The sequence below is a fragment of the Vibrio sp. GJ43-1 genome (assembly GCF_055808835.1).
The window spans coordinates 329,759-352,091 of record NZ_CM147884.1 but is presented as its reverse complement, the minus strand read 5'-3'; the positions used below and the strand labels follow the sequence as shown (position 1 = coordinate 352,091).

General features: G+C 45.9%; 14 protein-coding genes, 4 tRNA genes and 3 pseudogenes. 4 read left to right on the top strand and 17 right to left on the bottom strand.

The genetic code is table 11. The features are described 5' to 3' along the window. Window positions 1–152: 152 nt before the first annotated feature. Both hemE and nudC read right to left on the bottom strand, forming a co-directional pair. Window positions 153–1,220: a uroporphyrinogen decarboxylase gene (hemE, locus tag AC0L66_RS01780; RefSeq protein ID WP_265676590.1), complete on the bottom strand. Its 1,068-nt coding sequence runs from the start codon at window positions 1,218–1,220 to the stop codon at window positions 153–155. Window positions 1,221–1,527: 307 nt separating this feature from the next. Continuing rightward, the gene (gene nudC, locus AC0L66_RS01775; RefSeq protein WP_473568180.1) at window positions 1,528–2,355 is read right to left on the bottom strand and encodes an NAD(+) diphosphatase; all 828 of its coding nucleotides are present in this window, start codon (window positions 2,353–2,355) and stop codon (window positions 1,528–1,530) included. Between the two features lie 152 nt (window positions 2,356–2,507). On the opposite strand from nudC, the gene rsd reads away from it, so the two are divergent. After that, on the top strand, window positions 2,508–3,002 hold the full coding sequence (gene rsd / locus AC0L66_RS01770; RefSeq protein ID WP_428754555.1) for a sigma D regulator: 495 nt from the start codon (window positions 2,508–2,510) through the stop codon (window positions 3,000–3,002). 188 nt (window positions 3,003–3,190) lie between these two features. Here rsd and rpoC read toward each other — a convergent pair. From rpoC to AC0L66_RS01705, 13 genes and pseudogenes are all read right to left on the bottom strand, one after another. Then, a pseudogene (rpoC, locus tag AC0L66_RS01765) lies at window positions 3,191–7,394 on the bottom strand (DNA-directed RNA polymerase subunit beta'). An 84-nt stretch (window positions 7,395–7,478) separates the two neighbouring features. Beyond that, window positions 7,479–11,504 carry a DNA-directed RNA polymerase subunit beta gene (gene rpoB / locus AC0L66_RS01760; protein ID WP_473568178.1) on the bottom strand — a complete coding sequence of 1,342 codons (4,026 nt, stop codon included), beginning with the start codon at window positions 11,502–11,504 and terminating at the stop codon, window positions 7,479–7,481. 249 nt (window positions 11,505–11,753) lie between these two features. Next, complete coding sequence (rplL, locus tag AC0L66_RS01755) at window positions 11,754–12,122, bottom strand: 50S ribosomal protein L7/L12 (RefSeq protein ID WP_265676586.1); 369 nt, start codon at window positions 12,120–12,122, stop codon at window positions 11,754–11,756. Between the two features lie 57 nt (window positions 12,123–12,179). Beyond that, a complete protein-coding gene (gene rplJ / locus AC0L66_RS01750; protein WP_017077558.1) occupies window positions 12,180–12,674 on the bottom strand; it encodes a 50S ribosomal protein L10 in 495 nt (164 codons plus the stop codon). A gap of 285 nt (window positions 12,675–12,959) precedes the next feature. Next, the gene (rplA, locus tag AC0L66_RS01745; RefSeq protein WP_250619766.1) at window positions 12,960–13,661 is read right to left on the bottom strand and encodes a 50S ribosomal protein L1; all 702 of its coding nucleotides are present in this window, start codon (window positions 13,659–13,661) and stop codon (window positions 12,960–12,962) included. Between the two features lie 4 nt (window positions 13,662–13,665). After that, on the bottom strand, window positions 13,666–14,094 hold the full coding sequence (gene rplK, locus AC0L66_RS01740) for a 50S ribosomal protein L11 (RefSeq protein ID WP_102471020.1): 429 nt from the start codon (window positions 14,092–14,094) through the stop codon (window positions 13,666–13,668). 145 nt (window positions 14,095–14,239) lie between these two features. Continuing rightward, window positions 14,240–14,788 (bottom strand): transcription termination/antitermination protein NusG, encoded by a 549-nt coding sequence (gene nusG / locus AC0L66_RS01735; RefSeq protein WP_250619767.1) that lies wholly within the window; start codon window positions 14,786–14,788, stop codon window positions 14,240–14,242. A 13-nt stretch (window positions 14,789–14,801) separates the two neighbouring features. Then, complete coding sequence (gene secE, locus AC0L66_RS01730; protein WP_265676573.1) at window positions 14,802–15,179, bottom strand: preprotein translocase subunit SecE; 378 nt, start codon at window positions 15,177–15,179, stop codon at window positions 14,802–14,804. 258 nt (window positions 15,180–15,437) lie between these two features. Further along, the gene (tuf, locus tag AC0L66_RS01725; RefSeq protein ID WP_473568175.1) at window positions 15,438–16,622 is read right to left on the bottom strand and encodes an elongation factor Tu; all 1,185 of its coding nucleotides are present in this window, start codon (window positions 16,620–16,622) and stop codon (window positions 15,438–15,440) included. Between the two features lie 102 nt (window positions 16,623–16,724). Further along, window positions 16,725–16,800 (bottom strand) — tRNA-Thr (locus tag AC0L66_RS01720). An 11-nt stretch (window positions 16,801–16,811) separates the two neighbouring features. Continuing rightward, window positions 16,812–16,886: transfer RNA gene (locus AC0L66_RS01715), tRNA-Gly, on the bottom strand. A gap of 36 nt (window positions 16,887–16,922) precedes the next feature. Continuing rightward, window positions 16,923–17,007, bottom strand: a tRNA-Tyr gene (locus tag AC0L66_RS01710). Window positions 17,008–17,057: 50 nt separating this feature from the next. Next, a tRNA-Thr gene (locus tag AC0L66_RS01705) sits at window positions 17,058–17,133 on the bottom strand. Window positions 17,134–17,344: 211 nt separating this feature from the next. Between AC0L66_RS01705 and coaA the strand changes: the two genes are divergently transcribed. Further along, window positions 17,345–18,268 (top strand): type I pantothenate kinase, encoded by a 924-nt coding sequence (gene coaA / locus AC0L66_RS01700; protein WP_265677944.1) that lies wholly within the window; start codon window positions 17,345–17,347, stop codon window positions 18,266–18,268. Between the two features lie 123 nt (window positions 18,269–18,391). Here the strand turns inward: coaA and birA are convergent. Together birA and murB are read right to left on the bottom strand one after the other, a co-directional pair. Further along, a pseudogene (gene birA, locus AC0L66_RS01695) lies at window positions 18,392–19,352 on the bottom strand (bifunctional biotin--[acetyl-CoA-carboxylase] ligase/biotin operon repressor BirA). Then, window positions 19,349–20,385 (bottom strand): annotated as a pseudogene (gene murB, locus AC0L66_RS01690) (UDP-N-acetylmuramate dehydrogenase). The pseudogenes birA and murB overlap by 4 nt, the downstream one beginning before the upstream one ends. Window positions 20,386–20,444: 59 nt before the next feature. Here murB and AC0L66_RS01685 point away from each other — a divergent pair. Further along, a complete protein-coding gene (locus tag AC0L66_RS01685; protein ID WP_265677941.1) occupies window positions 20,445–20,876 on the top strand; it encodes a GNAT family N-acetyltransferase in 432 nt (143 codons plus the stop codon). 91 nt (window positions 20,877–20,967) lie between these two features. Continuing rightward, window positions 20,968–22,308: a CDP-diacylglycerol--serine O-phosphatidyltransferase gene (gene pssA / locus AC0L66_RS01680; RefSeq protein ID WP_473568174.1), complete on the top strand. Its 1,341-nt coding sequence runs from the start codon at window positions 20,968–20,970 to the stop codon at window positions 22,306–22,308. The last annotated feature ends 25 nt before the right edge of the window (window positions 22,309–22,333 follow it).

The following is a 22,333-nucleotide window of genomic DNA, read 5'->3' as shown; positions in this document are numbered from 1 at the left end:
CGCTGAAATAAGCTTAGCTAAGTTCGCTTAAGGTTCCTGCCCTTTAGCAACATTTCTCACTAATAAGATCCTTCACCCATAAAAAAACGCTCAGGGAAACCCTGAGCGTTTATCATTACTTCGCCAGCAAGCGCGCTGGAGCTAACCAGCAATTACTTATGGTAAGGCTTTGATAGTTCATGAACGGCGTCCACAAAAACACCGGCGTTTTCTGGCGGTACATCTAGATGAATACCGTGACCGAGGTTGAAGACATGCCCGGTTCCATCGTCGCCAAACCCTTCAAGGATGGTTGCGACTTCTTCACGAATGCGCTCTGGTTGCGCGTAAAGAATCGAAGGATCCATATTACCTTGCAGGGCGACTTTATCGCCCACTCGTTTCTTAGCATCGGCGATATTGATCGTCCAGTCTAAGCCAAGAGCATCACACCCTGTTGCGGCGATTTGCTCTAACCACATGCCGCCATTTTTAGTGAACAGTGTCACGGGTACGCGACGACCTTCGTTTTCACGAATTAGACCATCAACAATCTTGTGCATGTACTGCAGTGAGAACAGGTTGTAATCTCGCGGTGTCAACACGCCACCCCAAGTATCAAATACCATGACGGATTGTGCGCCAGCTTTAATTTGTGCGTTCAAGTACTCAATCACGCTGTCCGCCAGTTTATCGAGCAACAAGTGCAAGGTTTGCGGTTCCGCGTACATCATTTTTTTGATTTTAGTGAAGGCTTTTGAGCTGCCACCTTCTACCATGTAAGTTGCCAGCGTCCAAGGGCTACCAGAGAAGCCTATGAGAGGTACTTCGCCTTTTAAATCCTTACGGATCTGACGAACCGCATTCATGACGTATTGCAGTTCACCTTCAGGATCAGGTAGGCCGATTTTTTCAACATCAGCCTTACACGTAATTGGGCGTTCAAATTTAGGACCTTCACCGGTTTCGAAGTAAAGACCCAGTCCCATCGCATCTGGAATCGTCAGAATGTCGGAAAATAGAATCGCCGCATCAAGAGGAAAACGACGAAGCGGTTGAAGAGTCACCTCAGAAGCCAACTCGGCATTTTTACACAGCGACATAAAATCACCCGCCACACCACGTGTTGCGCGATACTCTGGGAGATAACGACCAGCTTGACGCATCATCCATACAGGGGTGTGGTCTACTGGCTCTTTTAATAGCGCTCTAAGGTAGCGATCGTTCTTCAGTTCCGTCATTCATTTTTCTCCAATTCGAAAGGCCATAGTTTACCGCTAATCATTGACGGTTTGCAGTCATAGATAACATTTCTTTTACCAAAATTTGAGTGTCGTCCGCTTGCGTGCGCTATCGCTCAAAAAGACAACACTTTGCAGGCGAGATCATATTATTAACAACTAAACGTTGAGTGTGTTTGCAACCGCTAATCGGGGGTGTTAAAAATCAATCTGCTAGCGAAAATTACAATAATATACTGAGTGTTACACTCAGCATCTCATAACGACATCTTACTTACCCCCTCCGCTTGCGGAGGGTTTTTTTTATCTATTTTCTCGCTGCATTTTTCTCAATACTCACTTGAGTCACTGTTTCTTCAATGAGTGCCCGAGCGATGGTGCCTTTTGGAGCAACCAATGGCAACTTGCTGGTATCAAACCACTGCGCATCTTTGAGTTCGTGATAATCCGGTTTCACGTCGCCACTTTCGTAGTCGGCTAAAAATGCCATCATCATGCTGCTCGGAAACGCCCAAGGTTGGCTCCCGACATAGCGTATGTTGTTCACTTTTATACCTGTTTCTTCATAAACTTCACGAGCGACACAGGTTTCCAACGTTTCCCCGACTTCGAGAAACCCAGCGATAACCGTATACATCCCTCCCGCATGCCGCTGATGCTGCGCAAGTAAGATTTCGTTGCCTTTACGCACGGCAACGATGATACAAGGAAAAATGCGTGGGTAATGCAGTGTACGGCAATCTTGGCACTGCATTGCCAACTGATTATGATTTAAGTGCGCCCGCCCGCCACACTGCGGGCAAAAACGCATTGTCTGAGTCATATGCCCATACTGTACTGCCTTCGACACCAGACAAAATAGAGCTTCTGGTAAAGACAACAGCTCTCGCAAGGAGGTCATGGTTCGCTGGTCATCCAGGTTGGCATCGTTAATCCACATCACGGGCGTGCCTTCAAACTCACCAATCTTGATCGCTTCTGATGCAGGAAGAGAAAATGCTTCCGCTGGACCATAAGGAAGCACACCATCATGAAGCCAGAGCTCACTTCCGGATACAATACACCAATAGGCAGGATGAATAGCATCTTCACTTTTTTTAACATCTTGAATCCTCAGCGCTTGCAGTTCATCCATTTTACTGGCAATCTAATTTCATACCAGCTGGAAAATTAGAAATTCTAAATCTGGTACCAAGGGAATCAATTTCTCACTAACCATGTGTTATTTCAACACTTAAGGTTATTGCAAAACGTGTGGCTGCAGATCGTAGCCCCGATCATGAGGACATGGTCATGCTGAATAAATTTAAAAATGCACAAGAACAATGGGGTGGCTCTAGTGAAGTCATCGATCATTGGTTAGAAACAAGACAGGCGCTTATTGTTGAATATTGTAAGCTTGCCGCGCTGCAACCCGCCTCTTCTCAATCGAATGTCATTGAGCTTCCTGCTCCATCAGATATTGGCTCATTTTGTAATCACTTAGTTGACTATATCTCTGAAGGTCATTTCAAGATCTACGATATGGTGATGGACAAGTGGAAAGCAACGGGCTTTAAGACCAATGAAGAAATTGATGGGACGTACGCTAAAATCGTTCTAACCACTGAGCCGTTACTTGAATTCAACGATAAGTATGTCGGGCTTTCACAAGACAATGATTTGCCAGGTTTTGAACCGGACATGTCGAAAGTGGGCGAGATTTTAGAACTGCGCTTTGAAGTTGAAGACCGACTGATACAGTTAATTGCCGACAGTTTAGCGATACCGCCTGGGGCATAGAGTTAAGCAAACGACATTAGAATGCCATCGCCTCTTTCCTAGGAAAGGGGTGAAACGCGTCCCTAGGAAGCAGGAAGCAGGAAGCAGGAAGCAGGAAGCAGGAAGCAGGAAGCATTATCCTTTATTCCCTACCAGACAGATACAAAAAAGGCGCCTTTCGGCGCCTTTTTTCATGTCTCTAACAACGATTACTCGTCAGAAGAGAAGCCTGCATTTAGAAGTGCTGCTAGGTTATCCGTTGCTTGTTCAGCTGACGGGCCTTCTTGTACTTCGTTACGCTTAGCTTGACGGTCTTGGTGATACGCAAAACCTGTACCTGCTGGAATCAAACGACCAACAATTACGTTCTCTTTCAGACCACGAAGATCATCACGCTTACCAGAAACTGCCGCTTCTGTTAGTACACGTGTTGTCTCTTGGAACGATGCCGCTGAGATAAATGACTCAGTTGCAAGAGAGGCTTTAGTAATACCTAGTAGGTCACGTTCGAAACGTACTAGTTCTTTACCTTCCGCTTCTAGAGCGCGGTTAGCGATCTTAACGTTGTGGTATTCAACTTGCTCACCAGGTAAGAACTCAGAGTCACCAGCATGTGTGATTGTACACTTACGTAGCATTTGACGAACGATAGTCTCGATGTGCTTATCGTTAATCTTAACGCCTTGTAGACGGTATACTTCTTGAACTTCGTTCGCGATGTATTGAGTCACAGCGTGAATGCCACGTAGACGTAGAATGTCATGTGGAGTTTCTGGACCATCAGCAATTACGTCACCACGTTCAACACGTTCACCTTCGAACACGTTCAACTGACGATGCTTAGGAATCATCTCTTCGTAATTATCACCGCCATCGCGAGTGATAATTAGACGACGTTTACCCTTGGTCTCTTTACCAAATGAAACCATACCTGAGTGCTCAGCAAGAATTGCTGGCTCTTTAGGCTTACGAGCTTCAAATAGATCCGCTACGCGAGGTAGACCACTTGGTGATGTCTCGGTTTCCGCCAGATTTCTGAGGAATACGAGATAACGTGTCACCAACGCCAACTTCTGCGCCATCTTCAATGTTAACGATCGCTTTACCAGGTAGGAAGTAAAGTGCTGGCATATCAGTGCCGCTGATCATTACGTCTTTACCTTGCTCATCTACAAGTTTGATAGCTGGACGCATATCTTTACCTGCAGCTGGACGAGCAGCTGGTTCAGTTACTTCACTTGAAGATAGACCAGTTAGGTCATCTGTTTGACGAGAAACAGTTACGCCATCGATCATGTCAACAAACTGGATGCGACCTGCCACTTCAGTGATGATTGGCAATGTGTGCGCTTCCCAGTTAGCCACAACGTCACCAGCTTGTACTGCGTCGTTGTCTGCTTTGCTTAGGATCGAACCGTAAGGAAGTTTGTGCTTCTCTTTAGTACGGCCAAACTCATCAATAATCGTCATCTCAGATGCACGAGAAGTGATAACCAGTTTCTTATCTTTGTTGATAACAAACTTAGCGTTATGAAGTTTAACGGTACCCGTTGTCTTCGCTTGGATGCTGTTTTCTGCTGCCGCTGTCGATGCTGCACCACCGATGTGGAACGTACGCATCGTTAGCTGTGTACCCGGTTCACCGATAGACTGAGCAGCAATAACGCCAACTGCTTCACCTTGGTTCACTAGGTGACCACGTGCTAGGTCACGACCGTAACACTGTGCACAACAACCGAAGTCCGCATCACAGGTAACTACTGAGCGCACTTTCATGCTATCTACAGAGTTATCTTCCATGATTTGACACCACTTCTCATCAATCAGAGTATTACGTGGAATCAGAACATCTTCAGTACCCGGCTTAAGAACGTCTTCAGCCACTACACGACCAAGAGCCAACTCAGAAAGTGCAACTTTAACGTCACCACCTTCGATGTGAGGCATCATGTCAACACCTTCATGGGTGCCACAGTCATGTTCGTGAACTACAACGTCTTGAGCAACGTCTACTAGACGACGAGTTAGGTAACCCGAGTTTGCTGTTTTCAGTGCTGTATCCGCAAGACCCTTACGAGCACCGTGCGTTGAGATAAAGTACTGAAGGACGTTTAGACCTTCTTTAAAGTTCGCGGTGATTGGTGTCTCGATGATTGAACCATCTGGACGTGCCATCAGACCACGCATACCAGCAAGCTGACGAATCTGAGCTGCAGAACCACGAGCGCCCGAGTCAGCCATCATGTAGATGCTGTTAAACGACTCTTGTTGCTCTTCTTCACCGTCACGGTTAATAACCGTTTCAGATGAAAGGTTGTCCATCATCGCTTTCGCTACGCGATCATTGGTCGAAGCCCAAATATCGATCACTTTGTTGTAGCGCTCACCCGCGGTTACTAGACCAGATTGGAACTGATCTTGAATTTCGCGAACTTCTTCTTCTGCTGATTCGATTTCGTCGTACTTCGCTTGAGGTACAACCATGTCATCGATACCAACTGAAACGCCTGATAGTGCCGCGTAAGCGAAACCAGCGTACATGATTTGGTCAGCAAAAATTACTGTGTCTTTCAGACCCAGCTTACGGTAACACTCATTCAGTAGGTTAGAGATTTGCTTCTTACCTAGCTTTTGGTTTACCAAGCTGTATGGAAGACCCGTTGGTACGATTTGCCACAACATTGCACGACCAACAGTAGTATCTACCATGCCTGTGCTTGTTGTGCTGTTACCATCTTCGTCAACCACTGTCTCAGTGATACGTACTTTTACGCGAGCGTGAAGCTCTGCGCTCTTAGTACGGTATGCCTTCTCAGCCTCTTCAGGGCCAGCAAGGTACATACCTTCACCTTTAACGTTGATCTTGTCACGCGTCATGTAGTAAAGACCCAATACAACGTCCTGAGAAGGTACGATGATCGGATCACCTGATGCTGGAGACAGAATGTTATTCGTCGACATCATCAGTGTACGTGCTTCAAGCTGTGCTTCTAAAGTTAGAGGCACGTGAACCGCCATTTGGTCACCATCGAAGTCGGCGTTATAAGCCGCACACACTAGTGGGTGAAGCTGAATCGCTTTACCTTCGATTAGTACTGGTTCAAACGCTTGGATACCTAGACGGTGAAGTGTAGGTGCACGGTTAAGCAGTACTGGGTGTTCGCGGATAACTTCGTCTAGGATATCCCAAACGATCGCTTCTTCGCGCTCTACCATTTTCTTCGCTGCTTTGATTGTCGTCGCCATGCCACGAGTTTCTAGCTTGCTATAGATGAATGGTTTAAATAGCTCTAGTGCCATCTTCTTAGGAAGACCACACTGGTGTAGACGAAGGTATGGACCTACTGTGATTACAGAACGGCCAGAGTAGTCTACACGTTTACCTAGAAGGTTCTGACGGAAACGACCTTGTTTACCCTTGATCATATCAGCAAGAGATTTCAGAGGACGCTTGTTCGAACCTGTGATCGCACGACCGCGACGACCGTTATCTAGAAGGGCATCAACAGACTCTTGCAGCATACGCTTTTCGTTACGTACGATGATGTCTGGAGCCGCTAGCTCTAGAAGACGCTTCAAACGGTTGTTACGGTTAATCACACGACGGTAAAGGTCGTTCAGATCAGATGTCGCAAAACGACCGCCATCTAGTGGAACTAGAGGACGTAGATCTGGCGGTAGAACCGGAAGAACAGTCAAGATCATCCATTCTGGGTTGTTACCCGATTGAATGAAGGCTTCAACTAGCTTCAGGCGCTTAGTGATTTTTTTACGCTTAGTTTCAGAGTTAGTGGTTTCTAACTCTTCGCGCATTTGTTCCGCTTCTGCGTGCATGTCCATAGTAGACAGCAGATCTTTGATCGCTTCTGCACCCATCTTAGCTGTGAACTCATCACCCCACTCTTCTAGGCGATCAAGATACTCATCTTCAGTAAGCATCTGTGATTTTTCTAGATCAGTCATGCCTGGTTCTGTCACGACGTACATTTCAAAGTACAGTACGCGTTCGATATCACGTAGAGGGATATCCATCAACAAACCGATACGAGACGGCAGTGATTTTAGGAACCAGATGTGAGCAACAGGTGAAGCAAGCTCGATGTGGCCCATACGGTCACGACGAACTTTAGTTTGCGTTACTTCAACGCCACACTTTTCACAGATAACACCGCGGTGTTTCAAACGCTTGTATTTGCCACAAAGACATTCGTAGTCTTTAACTGGACCAAAAATACGCGCACAGAATAGACCATCACGCTCAGGCTTGAACGTACGATAGTTGATCGTTTCTGGTTTCTTAACTTCACCAAAAGACCATGAACGAATCATGTCAGGTGAAGATAGACCGATTTTGATTGCATCAAATTCTTCGGTCTTATGCTGTGCTTTTAGAAAGTTTAATAAGTCTTTCACAATCAGCTCCTGTGAGGAGTTAAAAGGGGCCCGCTCTTAAACTATAGAGCGAGCGCCTTCCTACCAGATAACCCTAATAAAGGATTATTCGTCTTCTAGCTCGATGTTGATACCTAGCGAGCGGATCTCTTTCAACAGTACGTTGAACGATTCTGGCATGCCAGGTTCCATGCTGTGGTTGCCGTCGACGATGTTCTTATACATCTTCGTACGACCGTTAACGTCATCAGACTTAACCGTTAGCATTTCTTGTAGAGTGTAAGCCGCACCGTATGCTTCTAGTGCCCATACTTCCATCTCACCGAAACGCTGACCACCGAACTGAGCTTTACCACCAAGTGGTTGCTGAGTTACTAGGCTGTACGAACCAGTAGAACGAGCGTGCATCTTATCGTCAACCAAGTGGTTCAGTTTCAGCATGTACATGTAACCAACAGTTACAGGACGCTCAAACTGGTCACCAGTACGACCATCAAACAAGGTTAACTGACCAGATTCAGGTAGGTCGCCAAGTTTCAATAGTTCTTTAATAGAGCCTTCAGTAGCACCATCAAATACTGGTGTCGCAATTGGTAGACCACCACGTAGGTTTTTCACCAATGTACGAACTTCGTCGTCGGACAATTCAGCAATGTCAACGTTCTGGCGAGTACCGCCTAGGTCGTAGACTTTTTGCAAGAATTCACGGAATTTCGCGAGTTCTTGTTGCTCTTTAACCATCTGGTTAATCTTGTCACCGATACCTTTCGCCGCCAGACCTAAGTGAACTTCTAGGATCTGACCGATGTTCATACGCGAAGGTACACCCAGTGGGTTAAGCACGATGTCAACAGGCTGACCTTTGCCATCATATGGCATGTCTTCAACAGGGTTGATCTTAGAGATTACACCCTTGTTACCGTGACGACCTACCATCTTATCACCAGGCTGGATACGACGTTTAACCGCTAGGTAAACTTTAACAATCTTAAGAACGCCAGGCGCTAGATCATCACCTTGAGTGATCTTACGACGCTTAGTTTCAAACTTCTTATCGAAGTCTGCTTTAAGCTCGTCGTTTTGCTCTGCAAGTTGCTCAAGTTGAGTTTGCAGTGCGTCATCTTCTAGCGTTAGCTCTAGCCATCTCTTACGACCGATAGTATCAAGCTTCTCTTCAGAGTAACCACCTTGAAGAAGTACAGCTCTTACACGCGCTAGTAGACCACCTTCAAGAATTTGGAACTCTTCAGTCAGGTCTTTCTTCGCTTCTTTAAGCTGCATCTGCTCTATTTCTAGAGCACGTTTGTCTTTTTCTACGCCATCGCGAGTAAAGACTTGAACGTCGATGATGGTACCAGAAACAGAGTTTGGTACACGTAGTGATGTATCTTTAACATCTGATGCTTTTTCACCGAAGATCGCACGTAGTAGCTTCTCTTCAGGCGTTAGTTGCGTTTCACCTTTAGGGGTTACTTTACCAACTAGGATGTCGCCACCCTTAACTTCAGCACCAATGTAAACGATACCTGACTCGTCTAGTTTAGACAGAGCAGACTCACCTACGTTTGGAATATCCGCTGTGATCTCTTCAGAACCCAGCTTAGTATCACGTGCCACACAAGAAAGCTCTTGGATGTGGATAGTCGTGAAGCGGTCTTCTTGAACTACGCGCTCAGATACTAAGATCGAGTCTTCGAAGTTGTAACCGTTCCAAGGCATGAACGCGATACGCATGTTTTGACCAAGTGCCAATTCACCGAGATCCGTTGAAGGACCATCAGCCAATACATCACCGCGAGCAACAGGCTCACCAGGAAGTACCGTTGGACGTTGGTTAATACAAGTGTTCTGGTTCGAACGCGTGTACTTAGTCAGGTTGTAAATGTCGATGCCTGCTTCACCAGGAATCAGCTCATCTTCATTAACCTTAACTACGATACGAGATGCGTCAACAGACTGCACCATACCGCCACGTTTCGCTACCGCGGTAACGCCCGAGTCAACGGCTACGTTACGCTCAATACCAGTACCAACAAGTGGCTTATCAGCCTTCAGTGTTGGAACGGCTTGACGTTGCATGTTCGCACCCATCAATGCACGGTTCGCATCATCGTGTTCTAGGAACGGGATAAGCGAGGCAGCGATAGATACTACTTGGTTGGTTGCAACGTCCATGTAGTTAACATGGTCACGTGGGTGAAGACCAGATTCACCTTTTTGACGAGCTGTGATCAGTTCATCGTCGAATGTCCCTTCCGCTGTTAACGCAGCATTTGCCTGTGCGATAACGAATTGACCTTCTTCGATAGCTGATAAGTAATCAACTTCGTCAGTAACTACACCATCAACAACACGACGGTACGGTGTTTCTAGGAAACCGTACTCGTTACAACGTGCAAACGCTGACAATGAGTTAATCAAACCGATGTTTGGACCTTCTGGCGTTTCGATCGGACATAGACGACCGTAGTGCGTAACGTGTACGTCACGTACTTCAAAGCCAGCACGCTCACGAGTTAGACCGCCAGGACCCAATGCAGAAATACGACGTTTGTGCGTCACTTCTGATAACGGGTTGTTTTGGTCCATAAACTGAGACAGCTGTGAAGAGCCAAAGAATTCTTTAACGGCTGCAGAAATTGGCTTAGCATTGATAAGATCTTGAGGCATGATAGCGTCAAGGTCACCAAGGCTTAGGCGTTCTTTCACTGCGCGTTCTACACGAACTAGACCAACACGGAATTGGTTTTCAGCCATTTCACCAACGCTACGGATACGACGGTTGCCAAGGTGGTCGATATCGTCCACTTCGCCAATGCCGTTACGGATAGCAATCAGTTTCTTCATCACTTCAACGATATCTGTTTCGTCAAGTGTGCCTTGCTCTAGTGCGTCTTCACGACCGATAGAGCTGTTAAACTTCATACGACCAACAGTCGATAGGTCATAACGCTCTTCAGCGAAGAATAGGCTTTCGAATAGCGATTCTGCCGCTTCTTTTGTTGGTGGCTCACCCGGGCGCATCATGCGGTAGATTTCTACCAATGCAGAGATGCGGTCTACCGTGCTGTCGACACGTAGTGTGTCTGACATGAACGGACCGTGGTCTAGATCGTTCGTAAATAGAACTTCTAGTTGCTTGTGGCCAGCCTGCGAAAGGTTCGCAAGTGCTTCTAGGCTGATCTCGTGGTTTGCACCAACAATGATCTCGCCAGTCGCTTCATTGATGTAGTCTTTAGACGCTACTTTCCCTACGATGTACTCGACAGGTACTTCAATGAAATCAACGCCATCTTTCTCAAGTTGACGGATATGACGCGCAGTTACGCGACGGCCAGTCTCAACATAAGTCTTGCCGTTTGCTTCGATATCAAAAGAAGCGGTCTCGCCACGTAGGCGTTCCGGTACCAACTCCATTAATAGAGTTTGGTCTTTTACTTCGAAGTTAATCTTATCGAAGAAGATATCGAGGATCTCTTCCGACGTTTTACCTAGTGCACGAAGAATGATCGATGCTGGTAGTTTACGACGGCGGTCGATTCGAACGTACAAGTTATCCTTAGGATCAAACTCGAAGTCGAGCCATGAACCACGGTAAGGAATAACACGTGCGTTATAAAGAACTTTACCTGAAGAGTGGGTCTTACCCTTATCGCTGTCGAAGAACACGCCTGGGCTTCGGTGCAGCTGGGATACGATAACCCTCTCGGTACCATTGATTACGAAGGTACCATTGTCTGTCATAAGCGGAATTTCGCCCATGTAGACTTCTTGTTCTTTAATATCTTTTACAGTACCCGCTGGTGCGTCTTTATCAAAAACAACCAGGCGCAATTTTACGCGAAGTGGTTTTGAATAAGTTACGCCACGAATTTGACATTCTTTAACATCAAATACTGGCTCGCCAAGACGGTAGCTAACGTATTGCAGCTCAGAATTGCCGTTATAGCTCTGAATTGGAAACACAGAACGAAAAGCAGCTTCAAGTCCATATTGTCCTTCAGGATCCTGTTCGATAAACTTGTCGAAAGAATCAAGCTGGATCGATAGCAGGTATGGAATGTCCAAAACTTGTGGACGAGTACCAAAGTCCTTACGGATGCGCTTTTTCTCGGTATAAGAGTAAACCATGGGGTTCCTCAGCTCGCTGATAAGTGACCCAAACTGTCCGCCCAAGCCTAGTTACTTAAGGTGGGTAATGGGACAGTGACTAACAACTGTTTACTGTAGTGACGTTGACTCAAGCGTCGAGCAACGTTTTTTGCATGGTACATAGGTGCTTAAACAGCGGGAAAATTCACCTATGCCCTACAGCGCAAAAAGGCCGGTGGTTAATAAACCACCAGCCATTAGCCTGTCGGCTATGAAACTAAGTAATAATTACTTAATTTCAACAGTAGCACCAGCTTCTTCTAGCTGAGCTTTAAGAGCTTCAGCTTCAGCTTTCTCTACGCCTTCTTTAAGAGGTGCAGGAGCGCCGTCTACAAGAGCTTTAGCTTCTTTAAGACCTAGGCCAGTTGCGCCACGTACTGCTTTGATAACAGATACTTTGTTACCGCCAACAGCAGTAAGAACTACGTCGAATTCAGTTTGCTCAGCAGCAGCGTCGCCGCCAGCTGCGCCACCAGCTACAACTGCAGCAGCAGCAGTAACACCGAATTTCTCTTCCATAGCTTCGATAAGCTCAACAACTTGCATTACAGACATTTCTGCAACTGCGTCTAGGATTTGCTCGTTAGTAATAGACATAACAATTCTCTTTTAAGTCAACAATAAGTTTATTTAGCAACCAGTAAAAAGCAAGGCTTAAGCCGCAGCTTCTTCTTTTTGGTCGCGAACAGCAGCGATAGTACGAACCAGCTTGCCAGCAGAAGCTTCTTTCATGCACATCATTAGGCGTGCAATTGCTTCGTCGTAAGTTGGTAGTGTCGCTAGTACATCAGCATCAGTAACTGCGCCTTCAAATGCAGCAGCTTTGATCTCGAATGTTTTGTTCTCTTTAGCGAAGTCTTTGAAAAGACGCGCTGCAGCACCAGGGTGCTCATTAGAGAACGCAAGTAGGCTAGGACCAGTAAATGTGTCTTGTAGACACTCATACTCAGTACCTTCTACTGCACGGCGTGCTAGTGTGTTACGAACAACTCTCATGTAAACACCCGCTTCACGCGCTTGTTTACGTAGAGAAGTCATCGCGCCAACAGTAACGCCACGAGAGTCAGCTACAACTGCAGAAAGTGCACCACTGGCTGCTTCGTTGACTTCAGCAACAATTGCTTTTTTGTCTTGAAGGTTTAAAGCCATTTGGGATTTACTCCTGGTTGTTATTACACCACCCAGCATCATAATGATGCCGAGAGCTAATACGGTGCATTCCCATAAGCCAATTGATTTCGAAAAATCAACCCGCTTTAAGTCGGGCACCGTCTACGTAGGTTTAATTAAGTTCAAATCGAAAAATGAACGCCTACGGTCTTGGACGGAGACTGACATTCCACAAGTGGATTATCAGCCTCAACCACAAATTTTGATAGGCGCAAAATTATACATAATTTTTACGCCTATGCAAGCTTTTAAGCGATTAGGCTATTAAGCTTGAGTGTTCAGGGTACCCTGATCCACAGTAACGCCAGCACCCATAGTAGTAGAGATGCTCACTTTCTTCAGGAAAACACCTTTCGCTGAAGACGGCTTAGCTTTCTTAAGAGCAACTAGAAGAGTCTCTAGGTTCTCTTGAAGCTGGTTAGCTTCGAAAGATACTTTACCGATTGTAGTGTGGATGATGCCGTTTTTGTCGTTACGGTAACGAACCTGACCAGCTTTAGCGTTCTTAACCGCTTCAGCAACGTTAGGAGTTACAGTACCAACTTTAGGGTTTGGCATAAGGCCGCGTGGACCTAGGATAGTACCTAGTTGACCAACAACGCGCATTGCATCTGGAGAAGCAACAACTACGTCGAAGTTCATTTCGCCCTTCTTCACTTGCTCAGCAAGATCTTCCATACCAACGATGTCTGCGCCAGCTGCTTTAGCTGCTTCAGCGTTTGCACCTTGAGTGAACACTGCTACGCGGATTTCGCGGCCAGTACCGTGAGGTAGTACAGTTGCACCACGTACGTTCTGGTCAGATTTACGAGCATCGATGCCTAGGTTAACAGCAACGTCTACAGACTCTACGAATTTAGCTGTTGCTAGTTCTTTAAGAAGAGCTACAGCTTCGTTGATGTCGTATTCTTTAGTTACTTCAACTTTGTCGCGGATTACGCGCATACGCTTAGTAAGTTTTGCCATGATCTTAACCCTCTACCACTAGGCCCATTGAACGAGCAGTACCCGCAATAGAACGCTTCATCGCTTCAATATCAGCACCAGTCATATCAGCAGCTTTAGTTTCTGCGATTTCTTGGATTTGAGCATCTGTAACTGTACCCACTTTTTCAGTGTTAGGACGGCCAGAGCCAGACTTAACGCCAGCAGCTTTCTTAAGAAGAACAGCAGCAGGTGGAGTTTTAGTTACGAATGTGAAAGAGCGGTCACTGTAAACAGTGATTACTACTGGAGTCGGTAGACCTTTCTCAACAGATTCTGTTTTTGCGTTAAACGCTTTACAGAATTCCATGATGTTCACACCGTGTTGACCTAGAGCAGGACCAACCGGTGGACTAGGGTTCGCCATACCTGCTGCAACTTGCAACTTGATATAAGCTTCAACTTTCTTAGCCATGATATTTCCTAATTTTTGGGTTCAGACGCTAACCATTCGATCAGCTCCCCAGTTTTCAATAAATACTTTTTGCAGCAAGACCTGCAAAAAGGCGCGAAATTATAATCATAATTCGCGCCTTAAACAACCCTATAAAGGTGTTTTTTTAATCAAGTTTTTCAACTTGACCAAACTCAAGCTCAACTGGTGTTGCACGACCAAAGATCGATACAGACACTTTAATGCGGCTCTTGTCGTAATCCACTTCTTCAACGGTACCGTTGAAGTCTGCGAATGGACCATCGTTCACACGTACCACTTCACCCGCTTCGAACATTGTTCTTGGACGAGGTGCTTCACTTGCTTTCTCTAAACGGTTAAGAATAGCATCCGCTTCTTTATCTGTGATAGGTGCAGGACGGTCAGAGGTTCCACCAATGAAGCCCATGACACGTGGCACACTGCGCACTAAGTGCCAAGATTCATCGTTCATCAACATCTGAACAAGAACATAGCCTGGGAAGAACTTACGCTCACTTTTACGACGTTGACCAGCGCGGATTTCCACAACTTCTTCAGTTGGTACTAGCACTTCGCCAAAGTAGTCTTCCATCGCGTGCATTTTAATATGTTCGCGAAGAGACTGAGCCACACGTCCTTCAAAACCTGAGAAGGCTTGAACAACGTACCAGCGTTTTTTCGGAGCTTCACTCATGAATTAAGACCCTCTATATCCCGGTTACTAAAGCCACTAGGCGAACCATAATGCCGTCAATACCCCATAGCGCTAGTGCCATCACAACACTTACAGCTAGGACGATTAACGTAGTTTGCGTCGTTTCTTGGCGCGTTGGCCATACCACTTTGCGCACTTCTACTCGCGCTTCACGAGCAAACAAAATCGCAGCTTTACCTTTTGTTGTTGTAGCGGCAACACCTAGTGCTACTGCAATCAATACAACGACACCTGCAGCACGGAGTACTACTGAAAGCTCTCCATACAGGTAATTACCCACAACAGCGGCGGCCAACAGAGCAAAAGCGACAATCCACTTCATTACATCTGCTGCATTTGAGCTTTCAGGAGCTTCAGCGTTTGCTTTCATAAAACCAACCTGTGACAAGTCTTTATTAGACGACAACAACCCCGCTGCTGCAGGGCTTATTCCTTTGTGCTGGTGAAATATGAGTCAAACCAACACCCTACAAAAAGCTCAGCAAGTGTTTAAACACTTCCTCAGCCTTCAAAATCCTTTAATTATTCACCAAATTGGCGAATATTGCGCCTCTATAAATAGTAGCGCATAAAAAGGGCATCAAATGATGCCCTTTTTACTAGTGCTTCGTCAAGATTTTGCTAAAAATTAAGCAAAGATCTTAGCAACAACACCAGCGCCTACTGTACGGCCACCTTCACGGATAGCGAAACGTAGACCTTCGTCCATTGCGATTGGAGCGATTAGCTCAACAACCATTTGGATGTTGTCGCCAGGCATTACCATTTCTACGCCTTCTGGTAGAGAGATATCACCAGTTACGTCAGTTGTACGGAAGTAGAACTGTGGACGGTAGCCTTTGAAGAACGGAGTATGACGGCCGCCTTCGTCTTTAGAAAGTACGTATACTTCAGACTCGAACTTAGTGTGTGGGTTGATAGAACCTTTAGCAGCAAGTACTTGGCCACGTTCAACGTCATCACGCTTAGTACCACGTAGAAGTGCACCAACGTTCTCACCAGCACGACCTTCGTCAAGCAGTTTACGGAACATTTCAACACCAGTACAAGTAGTTGTCGTTGTTTCTTTGATACCAACGATTTCTACTTCGTCACCTACGCGTAGGATACCGCGCTCGATACGACCAGTAACAACAGTACCACGACCTTGGATTGAGAATACATCTTCAATAGGTAGTAGGAACGGTTGGTCAACAGCACGCTCTGGTTCTGGGATGTAAGAATCTAGTGCTTCTGCAAGCTCAACGATCTTGTCTTCCCACTGCTTCTCGCCGTTTAGAGCGCCAAGTGCAGAACCTTGGATAACTGGTAGGTCATCACCTGGGAATTCGTACTCAGAAAGAAGTTCACGAACTTCCATTTCTACTAGTTCTAGTAGCTCTTCGTCATCAACCATGTCACATTTGTTCATGAATACGATGATGTAAGGGATACCAACCTGACGGCCTAGTAGGATGTGCTCACGAGTTTGAGGCATAGGGCCATCTGTTGCAGCAACAACAAGGATACCACCATCCATTTGTGCAGCACCAGTGATCATGTTTTTAACATAATCCGCGTGTCCTGGACAGTCAACGTGTGCGTAGTGACGCGCTGGAGTATCGTACTCAACGTGAGAAGTAGCGATTGTGATACCACGCTCGCGCTCTTCTGGAGCGTTATCGATAGATGCGAAGTCTTTAGCAACACCGCCGTACACTTTTGCAAGTGTAGTACAGATAGCAGCTGTTAGAGTTGTTTTACCGTGGTCAACGTGGCCGATAGTACCAACGTTTACGTGCGGTTTCGTACGTTCAAATTTTTCTTTAGACATGAGTTGTCCCTCTAGGTACGGATTAAAGTGGCTTAAATGACCACGCAACCAAAATAGTTTGGCAGTAAGTATATATCAAAAAGAAATAATTGCTTTGAGAGCTGGTGCTGATACCCAGATTTGAACTGGGGACCTCACCCTTACCAAGGGTGCGCTCTACCGACTGAGCTATATCAGCGCTCGAAATGTTGGAGCGTGCAGCGGGAATCGAACCCGCATCATCAGCTTGGAAGGCTGAGGTAATAGCCATTATACGATGCACGCAACAGGTTAACTCTAAGAGCTATTTCCTTAGGAATATGGTGGAGGGAGATGGATTCGAACCATCGAAGGCAGAGCCGTCAGATTTACAGTCTGATCCCTTTGGCCACTCGGGAACCCCTCCATACTTATATCCATTTTCAATATCTGCTTACGTCTTAGGTAAGGAGAAAATGGTGCCGACTACCGGAATCGAACTGGTGACCTACTGATTACAAGTCAGTTGCTCTACCTACTGAGCTAAGTCGGCATAAGTGGAGCGCATTTTATTGAATGAAGTCTGTGGATGCAACCGTTAATTTAAAAAAAAATTGCTTTTCCTATACATTCTTTTCTTTCACCTCCTTTTTGCGTGAATTTTCATCAATTCCGCGTGTTCTGTTGCATGATTTATTTGATTTATTCGTCGCTTGAGGTATGTTCAGCACTCTTTATATGGAAACCTTGATGTTTGGTGAGTTATGAGCCCTTTTATGTCCTTTAGTCGTGAGCAATGGTCAGCACGCAGAAATGCTGTACCTATGACACTGACAGAAGAAGATTTGAAAGAACTTCAAGGCATCAATGAAGACCTCACCATGCGCGAAGCCACTGACGTGTATTTACCCCTTTCGCGCTTGCTTAACCTCTATGTTGCCGCAAGACAGCGACGTAACTCAGTGTTACAAGAGTTTCTCGGACAAAATGAACATATGCCGCCGTTTATTATCGGCATTGCTGGCAGTGTTGCTGTAGGGAAAAGTACCACGGCACGTTTACTTAAAGCGCTGTTAAGTCGCTGGGAAAATCATCCAAAAGTGGAGCTGATTACAACAGATGGCTTTTTGTATCCCAACAAAGTGCTGTTGGAAAAAGGGCTAATGGCCAAAAAGGGCTTTCCTGAATCCTACGATATGCGCCGATTGGTTCAGTTTGTTTCTGACGTTAAAGCATGCAAACGCGACGTAGTCGCGCCAGTATACTCTCATCTTACTTATGACATCACTGACGTGGAAAAGGTGGTGGACTTGCCCGATGTCCTCATTATTGAAGGGCTGAATGTTCTACAAAGCGGCATGGACTACCCACATGACCCACACCGAGTATTCTTATCTGATTTTTTAGACTTTTCGCTTTATGTCGATGCCGACAGTGAATTAATTGAGCATTGGTACGTGCAGCGTTTTATGAAGTTCCGCCATGGCGCGTTTACTCGACCAGGCTCTTACTTTAGCCACTACACTCAGCTGTCAGAAACGGAAGCGGCGCAAAAGGCCAGTAACATTTGGCGCTCAATTAATGGTAAGAATTTGGTGCAAAACATTCTGCCGACACGGGAACGAGCGCAGCTGATTTTGGAAAAAGGCGCGAATCACTGTGTGGAAAAGGTGTATTTGAGAAAATAGGTTCTATGGTTCTATGGTTCTATGGTTCTATGGTTCTATGGTTCTATGGTTCTATGGTTCTAGCATTATTGGCAGGGCTGAATCAACGTCAAGCCCTGCTCGACAAACGAACCACAAAGAAGCTTACTCTGCTTGTCTTAGTGAGATTTCACCACCAATAAAAGGTTCGATACCATTAGCGGTTTCCAATAACACCGCACCGAGTAGGGTCGATTCCTCGTACCTTACCTTTAATTTCTCTGCTCCCCATGATGAGTTTAACCTCTCTGCCCATGAAGTTGTCATGCCGATTCCAACGCTCGACAAAGCCTTGCATTCCTTTCAACTCATAGTCTTCTAATGCTTGCTGCCATGCTTTAACAAACGCGACTACGAGGTCGTTGCGACTAAACGGCGTTGACACGACATCGCTAAGTGACGTCCAAGGCTGGCCGATCCCTTCCGTTTGATGACTCATTCTGAGGTTCATGCCCATACCAATAACTAGGTTTGCGGCGCCCCCCGCCTGACCCGACATTTCAACTAAGATTCCAGCCAGTTTGCGATCGTTATGGTAGAGGTCATTTGGCCATTTTAGCTTAACACCCTCGATCCCTAGGCTTTCTAGCGCTTCGACAATGGCGACACCAACGACAAGACTCAGCCCCATCGCCGCAGCTATGCCCGCTTCGAGTCGCCAATACATCGATAAATAAAGATTGGCCCCAAAAGGAGACACCCACTCTCGCCCACGACGACCACGCCCTTTCGCTTGATACTCAGAGATGCAAACCTGCCCGGACGACAACGCTTGCTGTTTATCCAGCAAATACTGGTTGGTTGAGTCAATTATTGGGATAAGCTCAAAGGGGCTGGTTAAGGTCTGTCTTAATCGCGCTTCGTTCAATAACTCCATCGGTTGAGCCAGTTGGTAGCCCTTGCCTTGTACGCGAAAAATATCCACGCCCCACTGCTGAATACCCTGAATATGTTTGCTAATTGCCGCTCGAGAAACACCAAGTGACTCACCAAGGGTTTCACCTGAATGGAACCCTCCTTCAGACAATTGTTGTAGAATCGCAAGCTTTACCTGATGCTCTTTCATAACAAATCCTTGAGAGTGATTTCATGTGTTCGCCCTATAAAGCGAACTTCATGCTCCAACTCAACCGAAAATTTATCGATCACTCGCTGTCGAACCATGGCTGCTAACGACGTGACGTCTTGAGCAGTTGCGCACTTAGCATTCACCAACACTAGAGCCTGATTTGGATGGACCATTGCCCCTCCTACGCTACAGCCTTTTAAGCCACACTGATCAATCAACCACCCTGCTGCCAGCTTCATCTGCCCCTCAAAAGGATAAGCCACAAGATCTGGATGCAGCTGTTTAATATGTTGATACTTTTCAACGCAAACAACAGGGTTTTTGAAGAAGCTACCCGCATTACCGATTTTTGCTGGATCCGGTAGTTTGTCTTGGCGAACTTGCACCACAATGTCAAACACCTCACGCGGGGTGCAGGTCTTAGGGTCAAGGCGCTGCAACGGCCCATATGACAAGTTTGGTTGCCAACGCTTTTCCAATTTAAGGCCAACTGCCACAACGATCGCTTTATTGTGCAGCACCTGTTTAAAAATGGAATCTCGGTAACCAAATTCACAGTCACTTTGCTGTAAACGCTTCACTGTAAAGCTGTTTAAGCAAAGATAATCGACATACTCACAAACATCTTTAAATTCAAGCCCGTAAGCACCAATGTTTTGGATTGGCGCACTGCCTGCACATCCAGGAATTAACGCTAAGTTCTCTAACCCGGCATAACCTTGCTCCACACACCACGCCACCAGCTTTGGCCAATCTTCACCACCAGCATGATATGCAAGCGATGATGCTGCTCGCTACTGGAGTGGCTAATACCCATGAGCTGATTAACTAATACTATCCCGTCAAAATGCTCGGTAAATAATACATTACTTCCTTTGCCCAGCATGAGTTTAGGAAGGTGTGCCCATGCGGGGGCTTGATAGGCTTGCACTAAATCGTCGACAGAGGTCACGGTGACCAATTGCTGACAAGTCTGCGAAATAGCGAAGGTGTGAAACGGGCTTAACTGAGCGTTATGTTCTGTTTGCATGGGCATTCATTGATGGATTACACTTCCTCTATTCTATCCCTTCAGAGCAAGCATTGGCTATGGATACGTTAAATTTTGATCTTTTGGCTCCCATAAAGCTACCGCTGGCAAAGAAAATCTATAAGTCACACTATCCAGCAGCGAAGCCTAAATCCGATGAGCGCATTATCACCGCTCAAGTCGGCAGTCAGCTGTGCGCTCTGGTGCGATTTCGTAGCATTGAAAACTGCCGTTTAATGACGGGAATGTTGGTGATACCTGACTATCGTCTGCAAGGCGTGGGACATAAATTAATGCAGCATCTGGTGCAACAAGAGCTCGCGGAACAAGACTTTTGCTTTGCGTTGGCACATCTTGAAACGTTTTATTGTCAGCATGGATTTCAGACAATTGATAAAGATGCGCTCCCTAACGCACTAAAACAGCTGTTTTTACGCTATATTCAAGGCGGAAAGTCACTGGTTGCCATGCAATACGTTGATCCGAATTAAACTTATCAACGGTTTACTATCCATTCGCTATAAGAATTTGGTAAAATTCTAGGTTAGCAATTTTGCACTTAAGAAAGGTAAAGTCTCCCACATGATGGCTCTTAGGAACTCGTTTGAACAGCTTCCCTCTTTGGCTCAAGATCCAAACCAATTTGATGTCTTGTATTCGGCCAATGACTATCGTGAATATCTCATTCAAGCGATACGTGAGGCACAATCAAGAATCTACCTAGTCGCACTTTATCTTGAAGACGATGATGCTGGACGCGAAATAATGTCCGAGCTGTATCAAGCAAAGCAGAACAACCCTGAACTGGATATCGCGGTCTGTGTTGACTGGCATCGAGCGCAGCGCGGGCTCATTGGCGCGGCTCAATCAGATGGCAATGCCACCATGTATCGTGAGTTTCGTCAAAAGAACACACATGGTATTCCTATTTACGGTATCCCGGTTCGCGGCCGTGAAGTCTTCGGTGTGTTACACCTCAAAGGCTTTGTCATTGATGATAAAGTCATTTATAGCGGCGCTAGCCTCAATAATATCTATTTAAATTACCAAGATCGCTATCGCTTTGACCGTTACCATGTTTTAGGTAATGCTAAACTGGCTAACGCGATGGTCGACTTTGTGCAAAATGAAATGATCAGTAACCCTGCGGTTAATGACCTTTCTTTATCAGCAAAACCCACCGTAAAGGACATTAAAGCAGAGATCCGCCAATTACGAGCCTCGCTATCACAGGCACAATATCACTTCGATAATGAAGCGGCTGACGAACACCAAGTATCTGTGACACCACTCGTGGGGATTGGCAAGCGACGTAACAAGCTCAATCATCGAATCACGCAGTTATTAGCGTTGGCGAAAGATGAAATTTTCATTTGTACGCCTTACTTTAATTTTCCAAAACCCGTCGCGAAAGAAATTAGGCGAGCGCTTAAGCGCGGTGTGAAAGTGACCATTGTCGTGGGTGATAAGACAGCAAATGATTTTTATATTTCACCAGAAGAAGACTTTAAAACCATCGGTGGGCTGCCTTACCTGTATGAAATGAACCTTCGCCGCTTTGCCAAGGCGAATGAAGCGCACATCGCTAGTCGTAATCTGAGCATCAATTTATGGAAACACGATGACAACAGTTTCCACCTTAAAGGTCTTTGGGTCGACAAGCGCTATATGCTCATTACGGGGAATAATCTTAACCCACGTGCTTGGAAACTGGATCTTGAAAACGCGATCCTAATACAAGATCATTATTCTCACTTAACGGAGAAGTTTGACAAAGAAGTCGCGAATATCCTTCAACATACTCAGCTGATTTGTACTTACAGGCAATTGGAAAAAATTGAAAACTATCCAGAGCCAGTACAGAAACTGATTAAGAAAATTACTCGCGTCAGCGCAGATAAGGTGTTGAAGCAAATACTCTAAGCGCGAGGTGGCAGCAATGTCGCCT